Origin of the sequence: Bosea vaviloviae, from assembly GCF_001741865.1 — a bacterium.
GTDB lineage: Bacteria > Pseudomonadota > Alphaproteobacteria > Rhizobiales > Beijerinckiaceae > Allobosea > Allobosea vaviloviae.
In genome coordinates, this window is the sequence record NZ_CP017147.1 from 2649647 (window position 1) to 2668359 (window position 18713).

The 18713-nt window shown below is 67.4% G+C and carries 14 protein-coding genes; 9 read left to right on the forward strand and 5 right to left on the reverse strand.

From position 1 onward, the window contains the following. The first annotated feature begins 3 nt into the window (after positions 1-3). Positions 4-1392 carry an FAD-binding oxidoreductase gene (locus BHK69_RS12355; RefSeq protein WP_083269280.1) on the forward strand — a complete coding sequence of 463 codons (1389 nt, stop codon included), beginning with the start codon at positions 4-6 and terminating at the stop codon, positions 1390-1392. Between the two features lie 174 nt (positions 1393-1566). Here the strand turns inward: BHK69_RS12355 and BHK69_RS12360 are convergent, their stop codons facing one another. Beyond that, positions 1567-2439, reverse strand: coding sequence for a hypothetical protein (locus BHK69_RS12360; protein WP_069690365.1), 873 nt, complete (start codon positions 2437-2439; stop codon positions 1567-1569). A gap of 121 nt (positions 2440-2560) precedes the next feature. Here BHK69_RS12360 and BHK69_RS12365 point away from each other — a divergent pair, with 121 nt between their 5' ends. The 5 genes from BHK69_RS12365 to BHK69_RS12385 all read left to right on the forward strand — a co-directional run bounded on the left by BHK69_RS12365 (position 2561) and on the right by BHK69_RS12385 (position 7576). Then, the gene (locus tag BHK69_RS12365) at positions 2561-3799 is read left to right on the forward strand and encodes an MFS transporter (RefSeq protein ID WP_069690366.1); all 1239 of its coding nucleotides are present in this window, start codon (positions 2561-2563) and stop codon (positions 3797-3799) included. A 4-nt stretch (positions 3800-3803) separates the two neighbouring features. Beyond that, on the forward strand, positions 3804-4949 hold the full coding sequence (locus tag BHK69_RS12370) for an ABC transporter permease (RefSeq protein ID WP_069690367.1): 1146 nt from the start codon (positions 3804-3806) through the stop codon (positions 4947-4949). Positions 4950-5113: 164 nt separating this feature from the next. Next, positions 5114-5827 (forward strand): ABC transporter ATP-binding protein, encoded by a 714-nt coding sequence (locus BHK69_RS12375; protein ID WP_069693598.1) that lies wholly within the window; start codon positions 5114-5116, stop codon positions 5825-5827. Between the two features lie 11 nt (positions 5828-5838). Beyond that, positions 5839-6981 carry an MlaD family protein gene (locus BHK69_RS12380; protein WP_069690368.1) on the forward strand — a complete coding sequence of 381 codons (1143 nt, stop codon included), beginning with the start codon at positions 5839-5841 and terminating at the stop codon, positions 6979-6981. A 4-nt stretch (positions 6982-6985) separates the two neighbouring features. Continuing rightward, entirely contained in the window at positions 6986-7576 is a 591-nt protein-coding gene (locus BHK69_RS12385; RefSeq protein ID WP_244548482.1) for an ABC-type transport auxiliary lipoprotein family protein, read from the forward strand. Positions 7577-7597: 21 nt separating this feature from the next. On the opposite strand, the gene BHK69_RS12390 is transcribed toward BHK69_RS12385, so the two are convergent. Next, on the reverse strand, positions 7598-8608 hold the full coding sequence (locus BHK69_RS12390; protein WP_199579119.1) for a serine hydrolase domain-containing protein: 1011 nt from the start codon (positions 8606-8608) through the stop codon (positions 7598-7600). Between the two features lie 189 nt (positions 8609-8797). Continuing rightward, positions 8798-14737, reverse strand: a complete 5940-nt coding sequence (locus BHK69_RS12395) for an apolipoprotein A-IV repeat region-like domain-containing protein (protein ID WP_069690370.1) — start codon at positions 14735-14737, stop codon at positions 8798-8800. A 267-nt stretch (positions 14738-15004) separates the two neighbouring features. On the opposite strand from BHK69_RS12395, the gene BHK69_RS12400 reads away from it, so the two are divergent. Next, positions 15005-15343, forward strand: a complete 339-nt coding sequence (locus tag BHK69_RS12400; RefSeq protein WP_069690371.1) for an Hpt domain-containing protein — start codon at positions 15005-15007, stop codon at positions 15341-15343. A gap of 106 nt (positions 15344-15449) precedes the next feature. Further along, positions 15450-15770 carry a 2Fe-2S iron-sulfur cluster-binding protein gene (locus BHK69_RS12405; RefSeq protein ID WP_069693600.1) on the forward strand — a complete coding sequence of 107 codons (321 nt, stop codon included), beginning with the start codon at positions 15450-15452 and terminating at the stop codon, positions 15768-15770. A 12-nt stretch (positions 15771-15782) separates the two neighbouring features. On the opposite strand, the gene BHK69_RS12410 is transcribed toward BHK69_RS12405, so the two are convergent. Next, the gene (locus BHK69_RS12410; protein ID WP_199579123.1) at positions 15783-17021 is read right to left on the reverse strand and encodes an MFS transporter; all 1239 of its coding nucleotides are present in this window, start codon (positions 17019-17021) and stop codon (positions 15783-15785) included. Positions 17022-17215: 194 nt separating this feature from the next. Here BHK69_RS12410 and BHK69_RS12415 point away from each other — a divergent pair, with 194 nt between their 5' ends. Next, a complete protein-coding gene (locus BHK69_RS12415) occupies positions 17216-17638 on the forward strand; it encodes a universal stress protein (protein WP_069690373.1) in 423 nt (140 codons plus the stop codon). A 105-nt stretch (positions 17639-17743) separates the two neighbouring features. Here the strand turns inward: BHK69_RS12415 and BHK69_RS12420 are convergent, their stop codons facing one another. Then, on the reverse strand, positions 17744-18346 hold the full coding sequence (locus BHK69_RS12420; RefSeq protein ID WP_069690374.1) for a hypothetical protein: 603 nt from the start codon (positions 18344-18346) through the stop codon (positions 17744-17746). Between the last annotated feature and the right edge of the window lie 367 nt (positions 18347-18713).

Below are 18713 nucleotides of genomic sequence, written 5' to 3' on the forward strand. Positions count from 1 at the left end.
GATATGAGCCTGGACATCGAAAGAAAGCACAAGCCGCTGCAGCCCTCGCGCTACGACATCGCCGGGCTGAAGGCCGATCTCGACGGCATCCCGTTGATCGACGAGCCGCAGGTGGTGCGCAAGCGCTCGCGCGACTTCTTCTGGTATTCGCCGATCCTGAACACGGAGCTGGCCGACAAATCCGCCGACATCATCGCCTGCCCGCGCGATGAGGACGAGGTGGTGCGGGTCGCCGCGGCTTGCGTGAAGCGGCGCATCCCGCTGACGGTCCGCGCGGCGGGCACCGGCAATTACGGCCAGGCCGTGCCGCTCGAAGGCGGCGTGCTGCTCGACATCACGGCGCTGAGCGGCATCGCCTGGCAAAAGCCGGGCGTGGTCAGGGTCGCCGCCGGCTCGCGCCTGCTCGATATCGACATGGCGACGCGCGAGGCGGGGTTCGAGTTGCGCATGCACCCCTCGACCAAGCGCTCGGCCACGATCGGCGGGTTCGTTGCCGGCGGCTCGGGCGGCGTCGGCTCGGTCACCTATGGCGGTCTGCGCGAGCCCGGCAACATCCTGGCCGCGCGCATCGTCACGATGGAGGAGGAGCCGCGCATCCTCGAATTGCGCGACGACGCGGCCCAGAAGGTCAATCGCGCCTATGGCACGACCGGCATCATCACGGCGCTGGAAATGCCGCTCGCTCCGGCCTGGCCCTGGATCGACGTCATCGTCGCCTTCGACGACTACATGGAGGCCTTCCAGGCCGGCTACGCGGTCGCGCTCGCCGATGGCGTGGTCAAGAAGCTGGTGACGCCGATCTCATGGCCGATCCCGGCGACATTCGGCGCGCTGAAGCAGCATTGTCCCGAAGGTAAGAGCATCCTGATCTGCATGATCGCCGAAGCCTCGCTCGGGCCGTTCAAGGCGATCATCGGCCAGCGCGGCGCTGTGACCTATGAGGCGGCGTCAGAAGAGGGGCCGGGCACTGTCCCGCTCTACGAATACACGTGGAACCACACCACACTGCAATGGCTGAAGGGCGACCGCTCGATCACCTATCTGCAATGCATGTTCCCACATGACCGGCTGCTCGAGAGTGCGGCGGAGATGATCGCGCGTTTTCCCGACGAGGTTCTGGCGCATCACGAATTCATCCGCTTCGGCGGGCGCATGACCGCGAGCGCCTTGCCGATCCTGCGCTATTCGACGCCCGAGCGCCTGAACGAGATCATTGCCCTGCATGAGCAGGCGGGCGTGATGATCGCCAATCCGCATGTGGTCTCGCTCGAGGCCGGCAGCCGCCACAAGCGCGCCGATGCCGACCAGCTCGGCTTCAAGGGCGAGGTCGATCCGCTCGGCCTGCTCAACCCCGGCAAGATGGCGAGCTATGTCGCCACTGGGGCGGTTTAGCTCCTTGCTACGAAAAACTGGGTACGGTTTTTCGCAAGAGCAATGCTCTGGGGGGCGCCTGAACCACACCGTCATTGCGAGCGCAGCGAAGCAATCCAGGAGCGGCAGAGCTCGACGTCCCCTGGATTGCTTCGCTGCGCTCGCAATGACGGCCTGGATGGCATTGAAGCCTGGCTAGGCGAAGTAGGCGAGCTTCTTGTCGGCGCGCAGCGCGTCGATGTCGCGCAGATCGGCTTCCGAGGTGGCCGGCGGGGCGGCGGGAGCGGGAGGCGGCGGCTCGCTGGGCACGTCGATATATTCGAAATCGACATCGTCGTGAACGAGCGGGCTCACCTGGTGCTTGAACTCGCTCGTCGGCCGCGCGGAGACCTTGCGCGGCGCAGACACGACCGAAGTCGGAATCTCGTCGATCTCGATGATCTCGATGTCGTCATAGGCGCTGAGCGGCGCTGCCTCCCGCAGGCTGAGCCCGTGCGCCGGCTGGGCCGGCTCTGCGTCGCTTTCGCCCTGCGCGCCTTCGCAGAACGCCCGCAGGCTACTGTCGAGCATCGCGATCGTATCGGCGATCTTGCCGATCTGCTGGGCCGTGCCGTCGATGCTGGCGGCGGCGGCGTTGATCTCGGTGGCGCGCCGGTCGAGCATGTCGCAGAGGGCCTCGTCCGCGCCGGCCTCGCGCAGGCCCCAGGCCGCCTCCTGCACGCTCTCGACCGCGGCGGCGATGCTGCCGGAAGCGCTCTCGATGCGCGTTGCCAGGCCCGATGACGGCTCCTGGTTGCGCCCGCTGATCCGTTCGAGGTCGAGCCTGAGATCGGTGATCAGCGCGGCGGCCTCACGCAGGCTGGGCTCGGGCGGCGCGGGCTGGGGACCGACGCCGACGACCCGCTCGATCCGGCCGATGGCGGTGAGCAGCTGGGCCGTGTCGGCCTGGCGGTTGCGTTTGGCGAATTCGGCCATGAACCAGCGCCCGCGCGCCGTCTCCATGACGGCGGCCGCGATGGCCTCGTAGTCGGTTTCGCTCAGCGGCGTTAGCGAACGCGCCTCAACCATGGCCAACCTGCTCGTGAAGGACTGGCCGAATCGCCATTCGTCAGTCGAAATGCACCAGCTCCAACCGTGCCCCCGTATAGCTTAAGGAAGTGCTGCCGGCGCCATGCGATCGGGCTTGAAAATGGCGCTGCTTCCGCAGGGTGGGGTCGGGTTGCGACTGTCGCTGATGCATGCGCTGAATTTCCTCGGCGTCGGCATCTACATGCCGTTCTTTCCGATCTGGCTCGCCTCCAGAGGGCTCGGCGACGTCGCCATCAGCGTCGTCCTCACGATTCCGATCCTGATGCGCGTCGTCGCTACGTCATGGGTCACCGGGCTCGCCGACAGCCGCCTTCCGCCGGTCCTGCTGCTGGCCGGGCTCAATGGGCTGGCGGCGCTGCTCTATCTCGCCTTGCTGCCGGCACATGGCATCTGGCTGATCGGCCTGACCATGGCGCTCAACGCCGCCGCGATCTCCGGCGTCGTGCCTTTGGCCGACGTGCTGACGACGGCGCAGATCAGGGCGGGCGCCGCGATCGGCTATGGCCGCGTCAGGCTATGGGGCTCGGTCAGCTTTTTCGCGGCGAACCTGCTCGGCGGCTACCTGATCGCCCGCCTCGGAGCCGGCATCATTCCGCTCGCCTTGGCGGCGAGCACGGGCCTGGCGGCGCTTGCCGCGCTGGCGGTCCCCGCGCCGCCGGCGCGCGCCAGGCCGGCGCAGGAAGCGAGCCCCGCTCCGGTCGGCTTCAGCCCGGCCTTCCGGCTGGCGCTGGTCGCCATCGCCTGCGTGAACGCGACGCATGCCGCGCTCTACGCCTTCGGTTCGCTGCATTGGCGCAGCCTCGGTTTCAGCGACACCGTCATCGGCGGCCTCTGGGCCGCGAGCGTCGTGGTGGAGGTGGGGTTGTTCCTGTTCGCCGGCGGCATCGTCGCGCGGGGCGCGGCCGGCTTCGCCTGGATCGCGGCGGGTGCTGTCGCCGCCATCATCCGCTTCGGCGTCATGGCGCTCGATCCGGGGCTCGGCGTCACGCTGCTGCTGCAATTGCTGCATGGCCTGACCTTCGGTTGCGCTCATCTCGGCGCGCTGGCGGTCCTCTCCGCATTGGCGCCCGAGGGGCGGCGCGCCGCAGCCCAGGGCAGGCTCGTGGCGCTGAGCGCGCTGGTCAGCGCCGCGATGACGATTCTGTCGGGCTATCTCTACCAGCGCCATGGTTCGCTGGGCTTTCTCGCCATGGTTCCGCTGGCGCTTGTGGGTCTCGTCCTGCTCCTGCTTGCAAAGCGCAACCTGCCCGGCGATACAGGCAGCAGGGGCACAACAAGATCGACCGGACGGGCGCTGCGGGCAGGTCGCGAGACCGCTCCGGCGAAGGGTTTGACTTAAAGCCATGGCGAGCCTCGATACCGCCGAACCGCAAGCCGTCTTCCGCGACGATGCCGGCACGCTTGCCGTCGCGCTCGCGGGCTCGTGGAGCGCAGACCGCGCGCCGCGAGTCGAGGCGCTGATCGCGGAGATCGACGGACGCATCGCCAAGGGCGCGTCGTCCCGGCTCGATCTCTCGGCGGTGACGCGGCTCGACACGATGGGCGCCTATGTCCTCAACCGGCTGAAGCTGCAGCAGGAGGCCAAGGGCGCGGCCGTCGACATCGTCAGCGACCGGCCCGAACATGGAATCCTGCTCGCCGAGGTGGCGGTCAGGGATCACGCGGTGCCGGCGCATCCCGGCCATTTCGGCGTCGTCAGCGTGCTGGTCGACATCGGCGCGGCGGTCGTCAGCTTCGGGCGCGACATGGTCGGTGGTGCGATGTTCCTCGGCGAGGTCGTGGTCGGCTCGGTCGGAGTCGTGCTCGGGCCGCGCAAGTTCCGTGGGCCCTCGCTGGTCAACCAGATCGAGCTGATCGCCTTCAACGGCGCGCCGATCATCATGCTGATCTCGTTCCTGGTCGGCTGCATCGTCGCCCAGCAGGGCATTTTCCAGCTCCAGCAATTCGGCGCGACCGTCTTCGTCGTGAACCTGACCGGCATCCTGATCCTGCGCGAACTCTCCGTGCTGCTGACCTCGATCATGATCGCCGGCCGTTCGGGCTCGGCCTTCACCGCCGAGATCGGCTCGATGAAGATGCGTGAGGAGATCGATGCGCTGCGCGTGATGGGGCTCGATCCGATCGAAGTCCTCGTCGTGCCGCGCATCCTGGCGTTGATCATCTCGCTGCCGATTCTGACCTTCCTCTCGTCGATGTCGGGTTTGACCGGCGCGGCGCTCGTCACATGGCTCTATGGCGGCATCGGTATCGATACTTTCCTGGCCCGGCTGCAATCGGTCATCACCTGGAAGCATTTCGCGGTCGGCCTCATCAAGGCCCCTTTCATGGCCTTCGTCATCGGTCTGATCGCCTCGATCGAGGGCTTGGCGGTCCAGGGCTCGGCGGAGTCGCTTGGCCGGCAGGTCACGGCCTCGGTGGTGAAGGCGATCTTCATGGTCATCGTCGTCGACGGTCTCTTCGCCATGTTTTTTGCATCGATCGCGTTTTGAGGATCGTAAACCCGGCCATGAGATCGCCTATGAAATCGCCCATGAGCGAGCAATCGGCCGAGCAAGGCGAGCGGGACGCGACGCCTGACGGCGGGACAGGCGTGGAGGCCCAGGAGGCTATCCGCGTGCGTGATCTCAAGGTCGCCTTCGGCGACAAGGTGATCATGGATGGTCTCGACCTCGACGTGATGCGCGGCGAGATCCTGGGCTTCGTCGGGGGGTCGGGCCAGGGCAAATCGGTCCTGACGCGCACCATCCTGGGCCTGGTGCGCAAGTCGCGCGGCACGATCGAGGTGCTGGGAGACGATGTCGATGAGCTCGACCCGGTGCAGCGCCGCGCGCTGGAGCGCCGCTTCGGCGTGATGTTCCAGCATGGCGCCCTGTTCTCGGCCTTGAGCGTCAAGCAGAACATCCAGGTGCCGATGCGCGAATATCTCAAGCTGTCGCCGGCCCTGCTCGACGAGTTGGCGATGGTGAAGCTCGATCTCGTCGGCCTGAAGCCCGACGCCGCCGACAAGGCGCCCTCCGAGCTCTCCGGCGGCATGATCAAGCGCGCGGCGCTGGCGCGGGCGCTGGCGCTCGATCCGGAGATCGTCTTTTTGGACGAGCCGACATCGGGGCTCGATCCGATCGGCGCTGCCGAGTTCGACGAGCTGATCGTGACGTTGAAGCAGACTTTGGGGCTGACCGTCTTCATGGTAACCCACGATCTCGACAGCCTCTATTCCGCTTGCGACAGGATAGCGGCGCTCGCGGACAAACGGGTCGTCGCGGTCGGTACGCTTGCGACCATGCTGGCGTCGGATCACCCTTGGGTGAAGGCCTATTTCGGTGGTGAGCGGGCGAAAGCGCGTCTGCCGGCGGGTATGCGGGGATGAAGCGCTAGACAATGGAATCGCGGGCAAATTACGCGCTGGTCGGGCTGTTCACGCTTGCGGTTCTCGCAGCGGCGTTCGGTTTCATCTACTGGTTCAACAGCGGCGGCTCCGGCCGGCGGCAGGATGTGCGCGTCATTTTCAGCGGCACCGTGACCGGGCTCGGGCGCGGCTCCAGCGTGCTCTTCAACGGCCTGCGGGTCGGCGAGGTGACGCGAATCGAATTGCTGCCGGATGATCCGCGCCGCATCTATGCGGTGATCCAGGTCGACAACACGACGCCGCTGCGCGTCGACACCCGCGCGCGTATCGAGGCGCAGGGCCTTGCCGGCGTCGTCGCGGTGCAGTTGCTCGGCGGCGAGCCGAACTCGCCTGTCCTGCAGGCGCAGCCCGGCCAGCAATTGCCGACCATCATCGCCGAGCGCTCGGAATTCCAGGACATCCTCGAGACCGTCCGCACCATCGCCAAGCGCGCCGACGAGGTGCTCGGCAGCGTCGAGGGGCTGGTCAAGGACAATGCCGGCTCGATCAGCAACACCGTCAGGAATGTCGAGCGCTTCTCGGCCGCGCTCGGCGACAATTCCGATGGCGTCGACAAGCTGATGAAGAGCTTTGGCCAGATCGCCGAGACGATCTCGCCGCTCGCCCAGAAGCTCGGCACGCTGAGCGAGGAGCTCACCCAGATCGTGCGCTCGGTCGACCAGAAGAAGGTCACCAACATCGTCGATAATGTCGACAAGTTCACCGCGGCGCTGGGCGGTTCCAGCGAGGATGTCGGCAAGGCGGTCAAGGAGGTCGCCTCGATCACCGAAAAGCTCAACAAGGCGGCCGATCAGGTCGAGGGCGTGCTCAAGGGGGCGCAATCCTTCCTGAACACGGCCGCCGGGCCGGATGGCAAGAGCGCCTTCACCGATGTCGGCGAGGCTGCCCGGGCGATCCGCGTCCTGGCCGACAATCTCGACAAGCGCACCGCCGAGATCACCACCGGCATCAGCCGCTTCACCGGTCCGGGCTTGCGCGATATCGAGTCCCTCGCCAGTGACGGCAAGCGCACGCTGACCGATATCAACCGGACGCTGCGCAATATCGAGCGTAATCCGCAGCAATTCATCTTCGGCGGCAAGCCGCCGCTTCCTCAGTATGGTGGGTCGCGCTAGCCTCATGACGATGTCGATCCTACCTGCGCGCCTAGCTGTCCCGACCACGCTGCTTGCCGCCGTGCTGATGCTGGCCGGGTGTGGCGGCGGATCCGCGCCGACGACCTACGACCTCTCGGCGCCGCGCGATTTCGGTCGCATCGGTGGCTCGCGCGTGGCCCTCGTCGTCGCAGAGCCGACGACGGTGCAGGCGCTGGACTCCGACCGTGTCATCGTCAAGGACGCCTCCGGCGCGCTCTCCTTCCTTGGCGGCGCGCAATGGGCCGACCGCGTGCCCAAGCTGGTGCAGACGCGCCTGATCCAGACCTTCGAGAACGGCAATCGCCTCGGTTCCGTCGCGCGTCCCGGCGAGCGCATCGTGCCCGATGCCCAGCTCAACACCGATATCCGCAGCTTCAACATCGACACCGCGAGCGGAGCTGCCGTCGTCGAGATCACCGCCAAGCTGGTGGGAGACCGCTCCGGCAAGGTCCAGCGCGCGCGCCTGTTTACGGCCCGCGTGCCGGCTGCCGCGGGCGATGGCGGCGCAGCCGCGCAGGCGCTCGACAGGGCGCTGTCGCAGGTGCTGATCGAGATCGTGCGCTGGGCGCGCTGATCCGACCATGCGTCAAGGGCGTCACCTGCGCGCCGCGTTGGGGTCGTGCCCCGGATCACCGGCGTGCGCCGCGGTCAAAAGCAGCCACATCAGATGGCCCATCTGCCGCTCATTGACCTTGGCGGTATCGGTCTGGTGAACGACGACCAGGTCGTTCACGGGGTCGATGATGATGAACTGTCCATAATTCCCATCGGCCCAGAAGCCGCCGGGAGACAGGTTCATGATCTCGACGCGCCGGTCGGGGAAACCGGTCCACCACATATAGCCGTAGCCGGACCGCAGATAGGTTTCCGACGAGGCGGTCGTGCTCTCCTGGACCCATGATGGTGAGACGACGGCCCTGTCGCGCCAGCGCCCGGAACGCAGATAGAGCAGGCCGAACCGCGCCAGATCCCGCGCGCTCATATGGAACGGGTAGGCGGGATGCAGCGAAACGTCGCCCCTGATGTAGCCACCATCGCGTGGCCGATAATCCTGCATGCCGACGGGATTGCCGATGCGTTGCTGGAACATCTCGAAGATCGACGCGCCGACAGCGCGTTCGTAGATCGTTCCGAGAACATTGAAGTCCCAGTTGTTATAATACCAGAACGTACCGGGCGGATGACTCCCTCGAACAGGGCGGCGCGCGACCTGGCTCGGCATCTCGACGAGGGCGGGTCGATAGATGCCCGACCGGGACTGCAGCAACTGTCGAACCGTCGCCTGTTTCTCGGCCTCGGTGAGGACGGGCGGAACATCATCGATGCCAAGCGAGCCCAGCGTGGCGTCGAGCTCGATCTTGCCCTCCGCCACGGCAATGCCGATCAGGGCGCTCAGAAGGCTCTTGCGCACCGAGTACAATTGCAGCCGGCGGCCGATATCGCCCCAGCTGTCGACGATGCGGCCATGCTGCACCACGATGAAGCTCGCCGTGCCGATGGACTGCGAGTAGGCCCGCGCCTGGGCCAGGATATCCGTGTCCCACCCCGCTTGCTCGGGAGCTGTCCAATCCCACTCGCCGCCAGGCCAGTCATCGACACCGGGCAACGGCGCGGCGCGAGGCGGAGAACCTCGTAATGTCAAATAGGCGAGGGGCAGTGTCAGAAAGTTGCGGCGATTGACTGACACGGGGTGTTCTCCTGCAAATCCGTCCGTTTGGCGGCGAACTCGACGCAGCGCTCAAACGAAAAGACCGCCCTGAGGGCGGTCTTTTTATCTGGGATTGGTTGGCGCCCGTTATTCGAAGCGCCCGCTGGCATGGGCCAGCATCGTGTAGACCTTGCCGGTCTCGGAGGTCAGGTAGGTCTTGGCCACCATCGAGTCGCGGTCGTCCTTGGCCGCCTCGCCGAGCAGGCGCTCGAACTCGTCGATGTAACGGTCGACCGTCTCCTTGAATTCGGTGTCGCGGCGGTATTTGCGCCGGATCTCGTCGAAGGTCTGCTGGCCCTGCAGCGTGTAGAGCCGGCGCGTGAAGACGTTGCGCTCGCCGCGCTTGTAGCGGTCCCACAACTCGACGGCCGCTTCGTGGTCGATCATCCGGGCGATGTCGACGGAGAGCGAATCGAGCTTCTCGATCGAATGCGCGGTCGGCTTGCTGGCCTCGCTGGGCTGCTCCTCGCGCGAGGCGCGGTTGAGCAGGTCGGAGAGCCAGCCCGCCTTCGCCGGCGGCTGAACCTCCGGCTGCGGCGCGGGGGCGCGTCGCGGCGCGTCCTCGGCAGGGGCGGGGCGGGGTGCCGGCGCCGGTGCCGGCTTGGGGGCCTCGACCCGCGCTTCGGTGCGGGCGGGCTGCTGGGGCGCAGCGTCGAACGAAGGCCGCAATTGCGGCGGCTCGCTGACCGCGGGCAGGCGCGCCTGCGTCACGGTCGTATAGGCCGGCACTGTTACGGTCTGCGCGGGGGAGGCGCGGCGGGCTGGAGCCTCGGCGGGGAGGGTGACGTCGTTGCGCCGGCCCGATTTGGTGACGATCTCGGTCAGCTCGTTCAGCGCCTTGATCTGCTCGGAGACGACGCGGCGCATGGCGGAGGTCGATTCCTGCGTCTCGCGGGGCAGGTCCAGTACGCCGCGCGAGAGCTCGGCGCGCGTCGCTTCCAGCTCGCGCTTGATGTCGGCCGTGACGGACCGCATGTCCTGGGCCGCGCCCTGGAAGCGTTCGGTCACCTTGGCAAGCTCGCCGCCGACCTCGTTGGTGACCTGCTCATAGGCCGAGCGCAGCGCATGGGCGGTGCGTTCGCGCTCCTTGCCGGTCGTGGTGCGGATCAGCTCGAACTGCTGCGTCAGCGCGGTGGTCGTGGCTTCGGCCGAGTCGCTCAGCACGCCGCCGATCTGGCGCGCGCGCGCCTCGGCCGAGCTCAGCGAATCGTCGATCAAGGCAGCAAAGGAGCGCGTGATCGATTCCACGTCGTCGGTGCGGGTGGCAATCAGCCCGTGCAGCTCCTCCAGCGTGTCCTTGCGATCGGAGAGGGCCTTGCCGACGCGGGCCTCGACCTGCTCGAGCCGCGTCGCGACGGCATGAAGCGCGGCTGCGCTCGCCTGGGTCGCCTCGGTCAGCGAAGCGCCCTTGTCGTCGAGCTGGCCGACGAGGGCGGTGGTCTGCCGCAGCGTGCCCTCGGAGAAGGTCTTCAGCTCCGAGACCTGGGCCGCGACCTGCTCGGAAGCGCGCCCGGTCTCCTCCATTACCGTGGCGACGACGCTCTGCAACTCGCCGACGCGGGCCGAGAGTCCGCCTTCGATCGCGCCGAGGTTCTTGTTCGCCCCGGTCACGATCTGCTGCATCAGCTTGTTGGCTTCGCCGAGGCGTCCCAGCATGCCGCCGAGCTCGTCGCGCAGCTGTTCATTGGTGGCGACGAGCGTGTCGACCGATTGGCGCGTGCCGGATTCCAGCGTCTCGCGCAGGCCGCTGGACGAGGCGTCGAGCGCGCTCGTGATCTCGGCGCCGCGATCGCGCAGCCCCTCGATGATCGAGGTGCCGCGGCTCTCGATGGCGCGTACGACGGTCTGACCGACATTGGCGACTTCGCCGGCGATGGCCTCGCCGCGCTGGCTCAGCGCGCCGAGCATGCCGCCGCCGGTCTCGTCGAACATGATGCGCAATTCGTCGGCGCGGGTGCCGAGCGCGACCGTGATCGCGTCCGACTTGCTCTGCAGCGTGTCGGCGAATTCGCGGCTGCGGGTGTCGAGCGTGCCCGAGACCGTATCGAGCCGGTTGACGACCCGTTCCTCGAAGCGCGCCACGCTCTGGTCGAGCGTATCGGCGATCTGCAGGGCGCGGCCGCCCAGCGTCGCATTGATCGCATCGGCCTTGTCGCTGAGCGTGCGCGTCAGCGATTCGCTCTTGGACGTCACGACCTCGCCGATCTCGTCGGCCTTGGCCGCAAGCGCGCGGGTGACTTCGCGGCCGCCTTCGGCGAGCACGCGTGCGATATCGACGGTGCGCTCGACCAGCGCCTCGTTGAGCGCGGTCGCCCGCGAACCGAGATTGCCGTCGATCCGTGCGATCAGCCCGTCGAGCGACTGCCCGATCTCGGCGCTCTTGGCGCTGGAGCGTTCCTCGAAGACCCGGATCTGGAGCTCCATCGCCTGGGCGGCCTCGTTGGTCCGCGCCGCCAGGATCTCGGACGCCTCGCTGGAGCGCGCCCCGACCTTGTCGGCGAGCGCCTGGCCCTCATGGGTGAGCAGGCGTTCGACCTGGGCAAGGCGTGACGTCACGGTGTCGGTGAAGCCGCGGGCATTGTCGGCGAGCCTGGAGGCAAGCGCGCCGCCCTGGTTGAGCACGATGTCCTCGAAGGCTGCCAGGCGTGCGCCCAGGCCTTCCGTGATCTCGCGGCCCTGCGCGTCGAAGAGCTGGATCAGCGCGTCATGCTTGCCGGCGAGCGCCTCGTTGAGCGCCTGCGAGCGGCTCTCGACCGAACGCAGCATCGATTCGGCGTTGGCGGCGAGCGCCTCGTTGACGCGTCCACCCTGCTGCGTGAGCGCCAGCACGATCTCGCGGCCGGTGCCGGCGAGCAGGGTCCGGGCGTCCTCGGCATGGATGGTGAAGGTGTCGCGCAGGCCTTGTGTGGCCTCGGTGACGCGCTCGGCGACATGGCGGCCATCAACATTGATGGTTTCGGTCAAGACGCGGGTGGCGTCCGTCATGCGGCGGGCCAGATCCTCGCTCTGCTCGCCGAGCAGGCCGTGGACCTCGCGGCCGGTCGAGACGAGATCGCGGACCATCGCCTCGCGCTGCTCGCCCAGCAGCGCGCCGACCTGGTCGCCGGTCTCGCCCAGCCGGGTGAGGAAGCCGCTCTGCTGCTCGTCGAGCGCGGCGCGGGCGCCGTCGGTCGCCTGCTTGACCCGCTCGGTCAGCGCTGTCGCCTGCTCGTCGAGCTGGCGGTTCATGGTATCGCCGGTCTCGCCGAGCCTGGTGATCAGGGCGCTGCTGCGTTCGGCCAGCACGCCGTGCACGGAGCGGCCGACATCGGTGATGCGCATCACCAGGGCCTGGCTCTCATTGCCGAGCAGGTCCTTGATCTCAAGCCCGGCCTGCGAAACCTTGACGGTCATCGCGCCGGCCTGCTCGTCGAGCAGCGCGCTGACGCGCGAGCCCGTCTCCGACAGGCCCGAGATCAGGGCGGCGCTCTGCGTGCCGATCAGGCCGTGAAGCTGCTCGCCCGCCAGGCCGAGGCGCTCGACCAGCGCGTCGCCATGCTTGCCGACAAGGACGTCGATGTCCTGCGTCGCCTGTCCGAGCCGCGAGACGAGGGACTGGGTGCGTGCCTCGAGCAGGCTGTCGACATCCTGTCCCGCGCCTGAAACGCGCGACACGAGGGCCTCGCTGCGGCTGTCGAGCAGCCTGACGGTCTCGCCGCCGGCGCTGGAGACGCGCGTGACGAGAGCGTCGCTCTGCTCGTTCATCAGCGCGACGACATCCTTGCCCGCGCCGGACACAAGCGAGACCAGGGCTTCGCTTTGAGCCGCGAGCAGCCCATGCACCTCCTGGCCTGCGCCGGTGACGCGCGAGACCAGGGTCTCGCTTTGAGCCGCGAGCAGCCCATGCACCTCCTGGCCTGCACCGGTGACGCGCGAGACCAGGGTCTCGCTTTGAGCCGCGAGCAGCCCCTGCACCTCCTGGCCTGCACCGGTGACGCGCGAGACCAGGGTCTCGCTTTGAGCCGCGAGCAGCCCCTGCACCTCCTGACCTGCGCCAGTGACGCGCGAGACCAGGGTCTCGCTATGGCCGTCGAGCAGCCTGACGGCTTCATTGCCGGCGCCTGAAACGCGCGAGACCAGGGCCTCGCTATGGCCGTCGAGCAGCCTGACGGCCTCATTGCCGGCGCCCGAAACGCGCGAGACCAGCTTGTCCGCCTGGCCGTCGAGCAGCGCGTGGACGGTCTCGCCGGTTTCCGCCAGGCGCGTCACCAGGCTGCCGCCCTGTTCGGTGAAGAGCCCGTGGACCGATGCGCCGACCTCGGTGATGCGCGAGGTCAGGTCCTGGCCATGGCGGCTGACGGTATCGCCGATCGACTTTCCGGCCTCGTCGACGCGCAGGATGATGGCGTCGCTGCGCTCGCGCAGCACGTCGTCGACCGTCCGCGCCGTCTCGTTCAGGCGCGTCACCAGGCTTTCGCCCTGGGTGCCGATCAGGCTGTTCACGCTCTCGCCGATCTCGAGCAGGCGCGAGGCGATGTGTTCGTTCTGGCGGCTGAGCAGGCCGTGGACGCCGCGCCCGACCTCGGCAAGGCGCGTCGTGACGCTTTCGCCTTCCTCGGAGAGCGAGGCGCGCAAGGTTTCGCCGGTTTCCGCGAGCTTGGCGCCCAGCGCCTCGCTCTGTCCTTCGATCAGCGCGATCATGCCGCGGCTGGAAGTTTCGAAACGCTCGGCGACATCGGCGCCGCGGGTGGAGATTTCCTTGGCGAGGCCTTCGCCGGTGAGGCGCAGCGTCTCGTTCACGGTCTCGGCGCGCTGGGCCAGCGAATCGACGACCTGCGTGCCGGTCTCGCTGATGGCGCGGGTCACGTCCCTGGCGCCCGTGGTCAGGCCCTCGGTGAGGATGGCGCCGGTGCGTTCCAGCGAGGTTGCGATCTCCTGGGCGCGGCCGTCGAGCAGCGTCGACAGGTTGTCGCTGGCTCCCGCCAGCCGCTCGCTGACCTCGCCGGAGGTGATCTGCAGGCGCTCGACCAGGTCGTTGCCGCGGCCGCTGATCTCGTCGACCATGCGTTCGCCCGCCCGTCCCAGCGCCAGGGTGATCTGGTCGCCCTTTTCGCCGAGCGAGCCGGTGACCCTGTCGCCGGCCAGGGTGACGGCCTCGGCGATGACGCGGCTGGCGTTGTCGAGGTCCTTGGACAGGCTCTCATGGGCGCCGCTGATGGCGAATTTCACACGCTCGGCATTGCCGACGACCGCTTCGCGCTGCGTCACGAGTTCGTCGATCAGCGAGCGCAGCCGGATCTCGTTATCGGCATAGGCGCGCTCCAGCGTCGCGATCTCTCCGCGCACGATCGTCTCCAGCTCGCCGGCGCGCGCGACGGCGCGCTCGATGCCGTCCCCCATCGCAGCGACTTCGCGACGGATGGTCTGGCTGAGCGAGAGGATGGAATCGGCGCCGACGATCTCGGGCTCGGCCAGCCGCAGGGCGACTTCGGTCATGGCGCGCGAGACGAGGCGCATCTCCTGGGTGCGCCGGTAGAGCGCGGCCAGGACGAAGAAGAAGATCACGGGCGCGCCGGCGAACAGCGCCAGCAGCGTCCACTCGCCGATGCCGAAGGCGGTGAGACGCTCGGAGAGGCCGTTGGAGAGGGTGCCGTAGCGGCTGACCAGCAGGAAGAAGGCGCCGCCGAGCCAGCCGAGCGAGGCGAGCGCAGCAAACCAGTAGGGACGCAAGGAGGGGCGGGCGGAGAAGGCCTGGACCAGCGAACTCGAATCGCGCCGGTCGTCATTGGCGACGCGGCTCGTATCGGGCGCGATCAGCGGGCGCTGCGTCGATTGCGGCGCAGGTGCAGCCGGCTGCGGCTGGGCGGGCGCGGCGGCTTCGACACGGGGAAGCTCGATCTTCAGATCGGTGTCGGCAGTCATGGGCAGCTTGGGCTCGGCTGCCGTGCCGGTCTCGGCGTCGCTTTTCGGCTGGTCCAGCCGCAGCGCCTCCTCGATCGCCGACATCGCGGCTTCGGTCGGGTCTTGGAGCTTTTTTTGCCGGGTCATGCTTGCCGCCTCGCTACGCCACTGCCGATGGGCGCCCGCTCGTGCCTTCGCCGCGATTGAGAGCCGCCTCTGGCTCTCACGCTACGGAAGGACACTGCGCCCATCATTTACCAGTTGTGAAGGGTAGTGGACGCACCTGGTGATGGAAACCCATTTGAGTGGCTGATTCACAAACGTCGTTAACGCCTCGTTCACCATGATGGCGCTTGTTAAGGGCTAGAACCGCCGCATCTGCGGCTCTCCGAACGTCATCGCCTCGAGCCTGAAATGCCCCAGACCGCCATCGATCTCGCCCATCTCGCTCGCCAGACCGGCGGCGACCATGCGCTGGAGCGCGAGCTTCTCGCCCTCTTCGCGCAGCAATGCGTCCGCCATCTGCGCACCATCCATGCCGGCGCCGACGCCCAGACCCGGATGGACGCAGCCCATACCCTGAAGGGCGCGGCCCTTGCCATCGGAGCGTGGCAGGTCGCCGATGCGGCCGATGCGATCGAGCAGCATCTGGCCGAGCCGGATTCGCGCCGGACGGAAACCGCGATGGACGCGCTGGCCCTGGCCGCCGCCGAGGCGCGCGCCGCGATCTCGCGGCTCGACTGCGCAGCCTGAGCGGCGCCAAGTCTTTTTCCTCCAGTTGGACCTGTTGGAAAAGTCCTTTCCTCGACTATTGGAAATGCTCTAAGCGGAGCGCGTCATTCGCCCGCCGGAGTTCATGATGCCCAAGATCACCTACATCGACGCTCAAGGGGAAAGCCGGACCGTCGAGGGCGAAACCGGCTCCACCGTGATGGAAGTCGCCGTGCGCAACGCCATTCCCGGCATCGAGGCCGAATGCGGCGGCGCCTGCGCCTGCGCCACCTGCCATGTCTATGTCGATGACGCCTGGGCCGCCAAGACGGGCCATCCGGAGTCGATGGAGGAGGACATGCTCGATTTCGCCTTCGACGTGCGCCCGACCTCGCGGCTGTCCTGCCAGATCAGGGTCAAGGACGATCTCGACGGACTGATCGTCCGGACGCCGGCCCGGCAGGGCTGACGTCGTCCCGGCTCATTCCGCGGCGACGGGAACGGCCTGCGTCATCATGGTCTCGTTGCCGGGCGCCGGATGGCGCGGCACGAGGAACGCGAGCGAGAGCGACACGGTCGCGACGCCTGCGCCGATGATGAAGACGATCGCCGGATCGTAGATCCAGATCAGCCCGAAGGTCACCGGCAGGAAGACCGCCGCGATGTGGTTGATGGTGAAGGCGACCGCCGAGGTCGGCGCGATGTCGGCGGGATCGGCGATCTTCTGGAAATAGGTGCGCTGGGCCAGCATCAGCGTGGTGAAGATGCCGTCGATGACGAAGAGAGAGCCAGCGACGATATAACCCAGTTCGGCGAAGTGCCCGCGGCTCGCCAGCGCATAGCCGACGAAGACCGCGACCAGCGAGGCATTCTCCATCTGGATCGTGGCGCGCTCGCCGACCCGCCCGACGAGCTTGCCGAGCATCGGCCCCATGAAGGTGTTTATGCCATAGGTCGCCAGCAGCAGCGTCGCCGTGGCCGAGACGTCGTAGCCGAAGCGCTCGACCAGCAGGAAGCCGCCGAACGCCATGAAGATCTGCCGGCGCGCGCCCGACATGAAGGTCAGCGCGTAATAGAGCCAGTAGCGCTTCCGCAGCACGAAGCCCTTGTTCTGCGGAACCGTGCCCTGAAAGCGCGGAAACAGCAGCCAGACCGCCAGCGCCAACGTCGCCGTGGCGATGCCAGCGACCATGAACACGACGACATAGCCCGGCTGGAAAACCCGCCAGACCACGGCGATCGACCCGAAGGCGAGGAGCTGCGCCATCGCGGACGCGCCGGCGACCTTGCCGAGCAGCCGTGGCGCCTCCGCTTTCGGCAGGAGCTGGAGCTGGAGCGATTGCTGCGAGGTCTCGTAATAGTGGAAGCCGAGCGACATCACCGTCGTGGTCAGCAGCAGGCCTCCCAGCGTCGGATAGAAGCCGGTGATGGCGACGCCGATGCCGAGCGTCACGAGGCTGAGATAGGCCAGCATCTGCTCGCGCATGATCCAGAACAGGATGATGGCGGTGAAGGCGAGGAAGCCCGGAATCTCGCGCACCGACTGCAGGATGCCGATATCCTGGCCGCTGAAGCCGGCGGCTTCCTTGGAGAAATTATTGATCAGGGCGTTCCAGCTGGCAAAGCCGAGCCAGTTCACGAAGGCCAGCACCATCAGGAAGACGGTCGGGGACTGCAGGAGCATCCTGAAGCCGCGCGGAGAGGAAGGGGCGTCGGTCATCGGACGGCCTGGCAAGAGGAACAGCTTGGCGAGAGGAGCGGCCTCCAGCGTGCCGCGGTACTCTTAAGGCCAGGCGTGGGAGGGTCAATTCCGTTCCGTCATGGCGCCCATGCACATGCGTGGTTCGCGGCGGATCGTGGTATGATGCTTTTGCGCAAGCAGGACGTCACGACGCCAACAGCCAGGAGGATGCGATGTACAAATCGATTCTGGTTCCTGTCGATCTCGCCGAGGCCGACCTGGCCGATCCCGCGATCGCCGCGGCTGTCGCCTTCGCCGAAACCTCCGGCGGCACGATCAGGCTGGTCTATGTCCGCTCGCTCGTGCCGATCACCTATATGGAATTCGTGCCGGCCGATTTCGATTCCGAGCAGCAGACCGACGCCGAGGCGAAGCTCGCCGCCATTGCCGCCGCCATCCCGTTGCCGCCTGAGCGGGTCTCGGCCAAGGTGCTGGTCGGCTCCGTCCATGGCGAGGTGCTGGCCGAGGCCGATGCCAGCGGCGCCGATCTGATCGTCATCGGCTCGCATGAGCCCGGCATATTGGCCTATGTCATCGGCTCCAACGCCTCGACCATCGTCAGGCGGGCGAAATGCTCGGTCCTGGTCGTGCGCTAGGGTATTTCCGCGTTTCTCCGAAACTCGGAATTACCCTGGCTCCTTGTCTTGTCGCATTGTCGTCACGCAAACCGGTGCCTACTTCGCTCGAAAATACTCCAGGGCTCACGCTTGGACGCGACCAGGCACCAGCTCGTCGGGCACCTCGCCGTGTGTCAGGTCCCGCGGCCGATTCAGCCTGATCATCGGTCCGACCTGCCAGTACGAGGCTGCCGCCAGTAGCACTCCGAGCCAGCCGGCCGCATACGCGCCCTGCTGGAAGGCGCGCGCGGTGAAATAGGCCAGCATCAGCAGGGACAGCCCGCCGACGAGGGCGAGCGCGAGCCAGAGCGCGAAGGGCTTGCCGGCGACGAAACGGGCCTTGGGGTTGGCGCGCTGGACCTCGCGTGCGAGCGCCGTGACGAAGGCGTGGTAGCCGGCGTCGTCACGCTCGACATCGGTCAGCGAGCGCCAGGAGACGTTGCCGAAGGTGATGCTCTTGCCGTCGCTGAGGCGCAGCTGCGTCCTGTAGCCCTTCGAGCTGATATTGCCGGGCGCGTAGAAGAAGCGGATCTGCTCGATTGCAGCCAGCCTGACGCGATCGACCTTGCGGGTCGTGTCGATCTCCAGCGCGTCGCCGTCGAGCCTGTAGGCGATCTCGAAGCCGATAGGCTTCGGGCGCTGGCGCCAGACCGGGGGAGGGGTGTCGTCGTCGGGTTGAGCCTGCATGGCGGCGAGCCTTAGAGCATCAGGCTTGTCGATGGAAACACTGCGTCGTCCCGGGGCTCATCGCAGAGCGTCATTCTCGGGCTTGCCCCACGACTGTCCGGTTCGCCGCGAGCGCCCGATCGAAAAGCTCCGTTCATTGAAGGCTTTCCAGCGAGCGGCGACGAATGAGACAGGCGCGGGGAACCCTTCTCCCGTGTGGGAGAAGGGCAGGGATGAGGGCAGGCCAGACAACCAGGTCGCGCAAGCGGCTCCGCATCGCCGCCTGCGCTTTCAGGATGAAGCCGGCGCTGCGGCTCTGCCTCTCCCCAACAATCAGCGGCAGGCCCTCATCTGTCCTGCCTGGATAGATTGGTGACAGACGAGCCCG

Excerpts from the sequence above, each read along its gene's own strand:
- BHK69_RS12395 (WP_069690370.1), bottom strand. The coding sequence starts at position 14,737 with ATGACCCGGCAAAAAAAGCTCCAAGACCCGACCGAAGCCGCGATGTCG.
- BHK69_RS12410 (WP_199579123.1), bottom strand. The coding sequence starts at position 17,021 with ATGACCGACGCCCCTTCCTCTCCGCGCGGCTTCAGGATGCTCCTGCAG.
- BHK69_RS12355 (WP_083269280.1), top strand. The coding sequence starts at position 4 with ATGAGCCTGGACATCGAAAGAAAGCACAAGCCGCTGCAGCCCTCGCGC.
- BHK69_RS12385 (WP_244548482.1), top strand. The coding sequence starts at position 6,986 with ATGACGATGTCGATCCTACCTGCGCGCCTAGCTGTCCCGACCACGCTG.
- BHK69_RS12380 (WP_069690368.1), top strand. The coding sequence starts at position 5,839 with ATGGAATCGCGGGCAAATTACGCGCTGGTCGGGCTGTTCACGCTTGCG.
- BHK69_RS12420 (WP_069690374.1), bottom strand. The coding sequence starts at position 18,346 with ATGCAGGCTCAACCCGACGACGACACCCCTCCCCCGGTCTGGCGCCAG.
- BHK69_RS12405 (WP_069693600.1), top strand. The coding sequence starts at position 15,450 with ATGCCCAAGATCACCTACATCGACGCTCAAGGGGAAAGCCGGACCGTC.
- BHK69_RS12360 (WP_069690365.1), bottom strand. The coding sequence starts at position 2,439 with ATGGTTGAGGCGCGTTCGCTAACGCCGCTGAGCGAAACCGACTACGAG.
- BHK69_RS12400 (WP_069690371.1), top strand. The coding sequence starts at position 15,005 with ATGCCCCAGACCGCCATCGATCTCGCCCATCTCGCTCGCCAGACCGGC.
- BHK69_RS12375 (WP_069693598.1), top strand. The coding sequence starts at position 5,114 with ATGGATGGTCTCGACCTCGACGTGATGCGCGGCGAGATCCTGGGCTTC.
- BHK69_RS12370 (WP_069690367.1), top strand. The coding sequence starts at position 3,804 with ATGGCGAGCCTCGATACCGCCGAACCGCAAGCCGTCTTCCGCGACGAT.
- BHK69_RS12415 (WP_069690373.1), top strand. The coding sequence starts at position 17,216 with ATGTACAAATCGATTCTGGTTCCTGTCGATCTCGCCGAGGCCGACCTG.
- BHK69_RS12365 (WP_069690366.1), top strand. The coding sequence starts at position 2,561 with ATGGCGCTGCTTCCGCAGGGTGGGGTCGGGTTGCGACTGTCGCTGATG.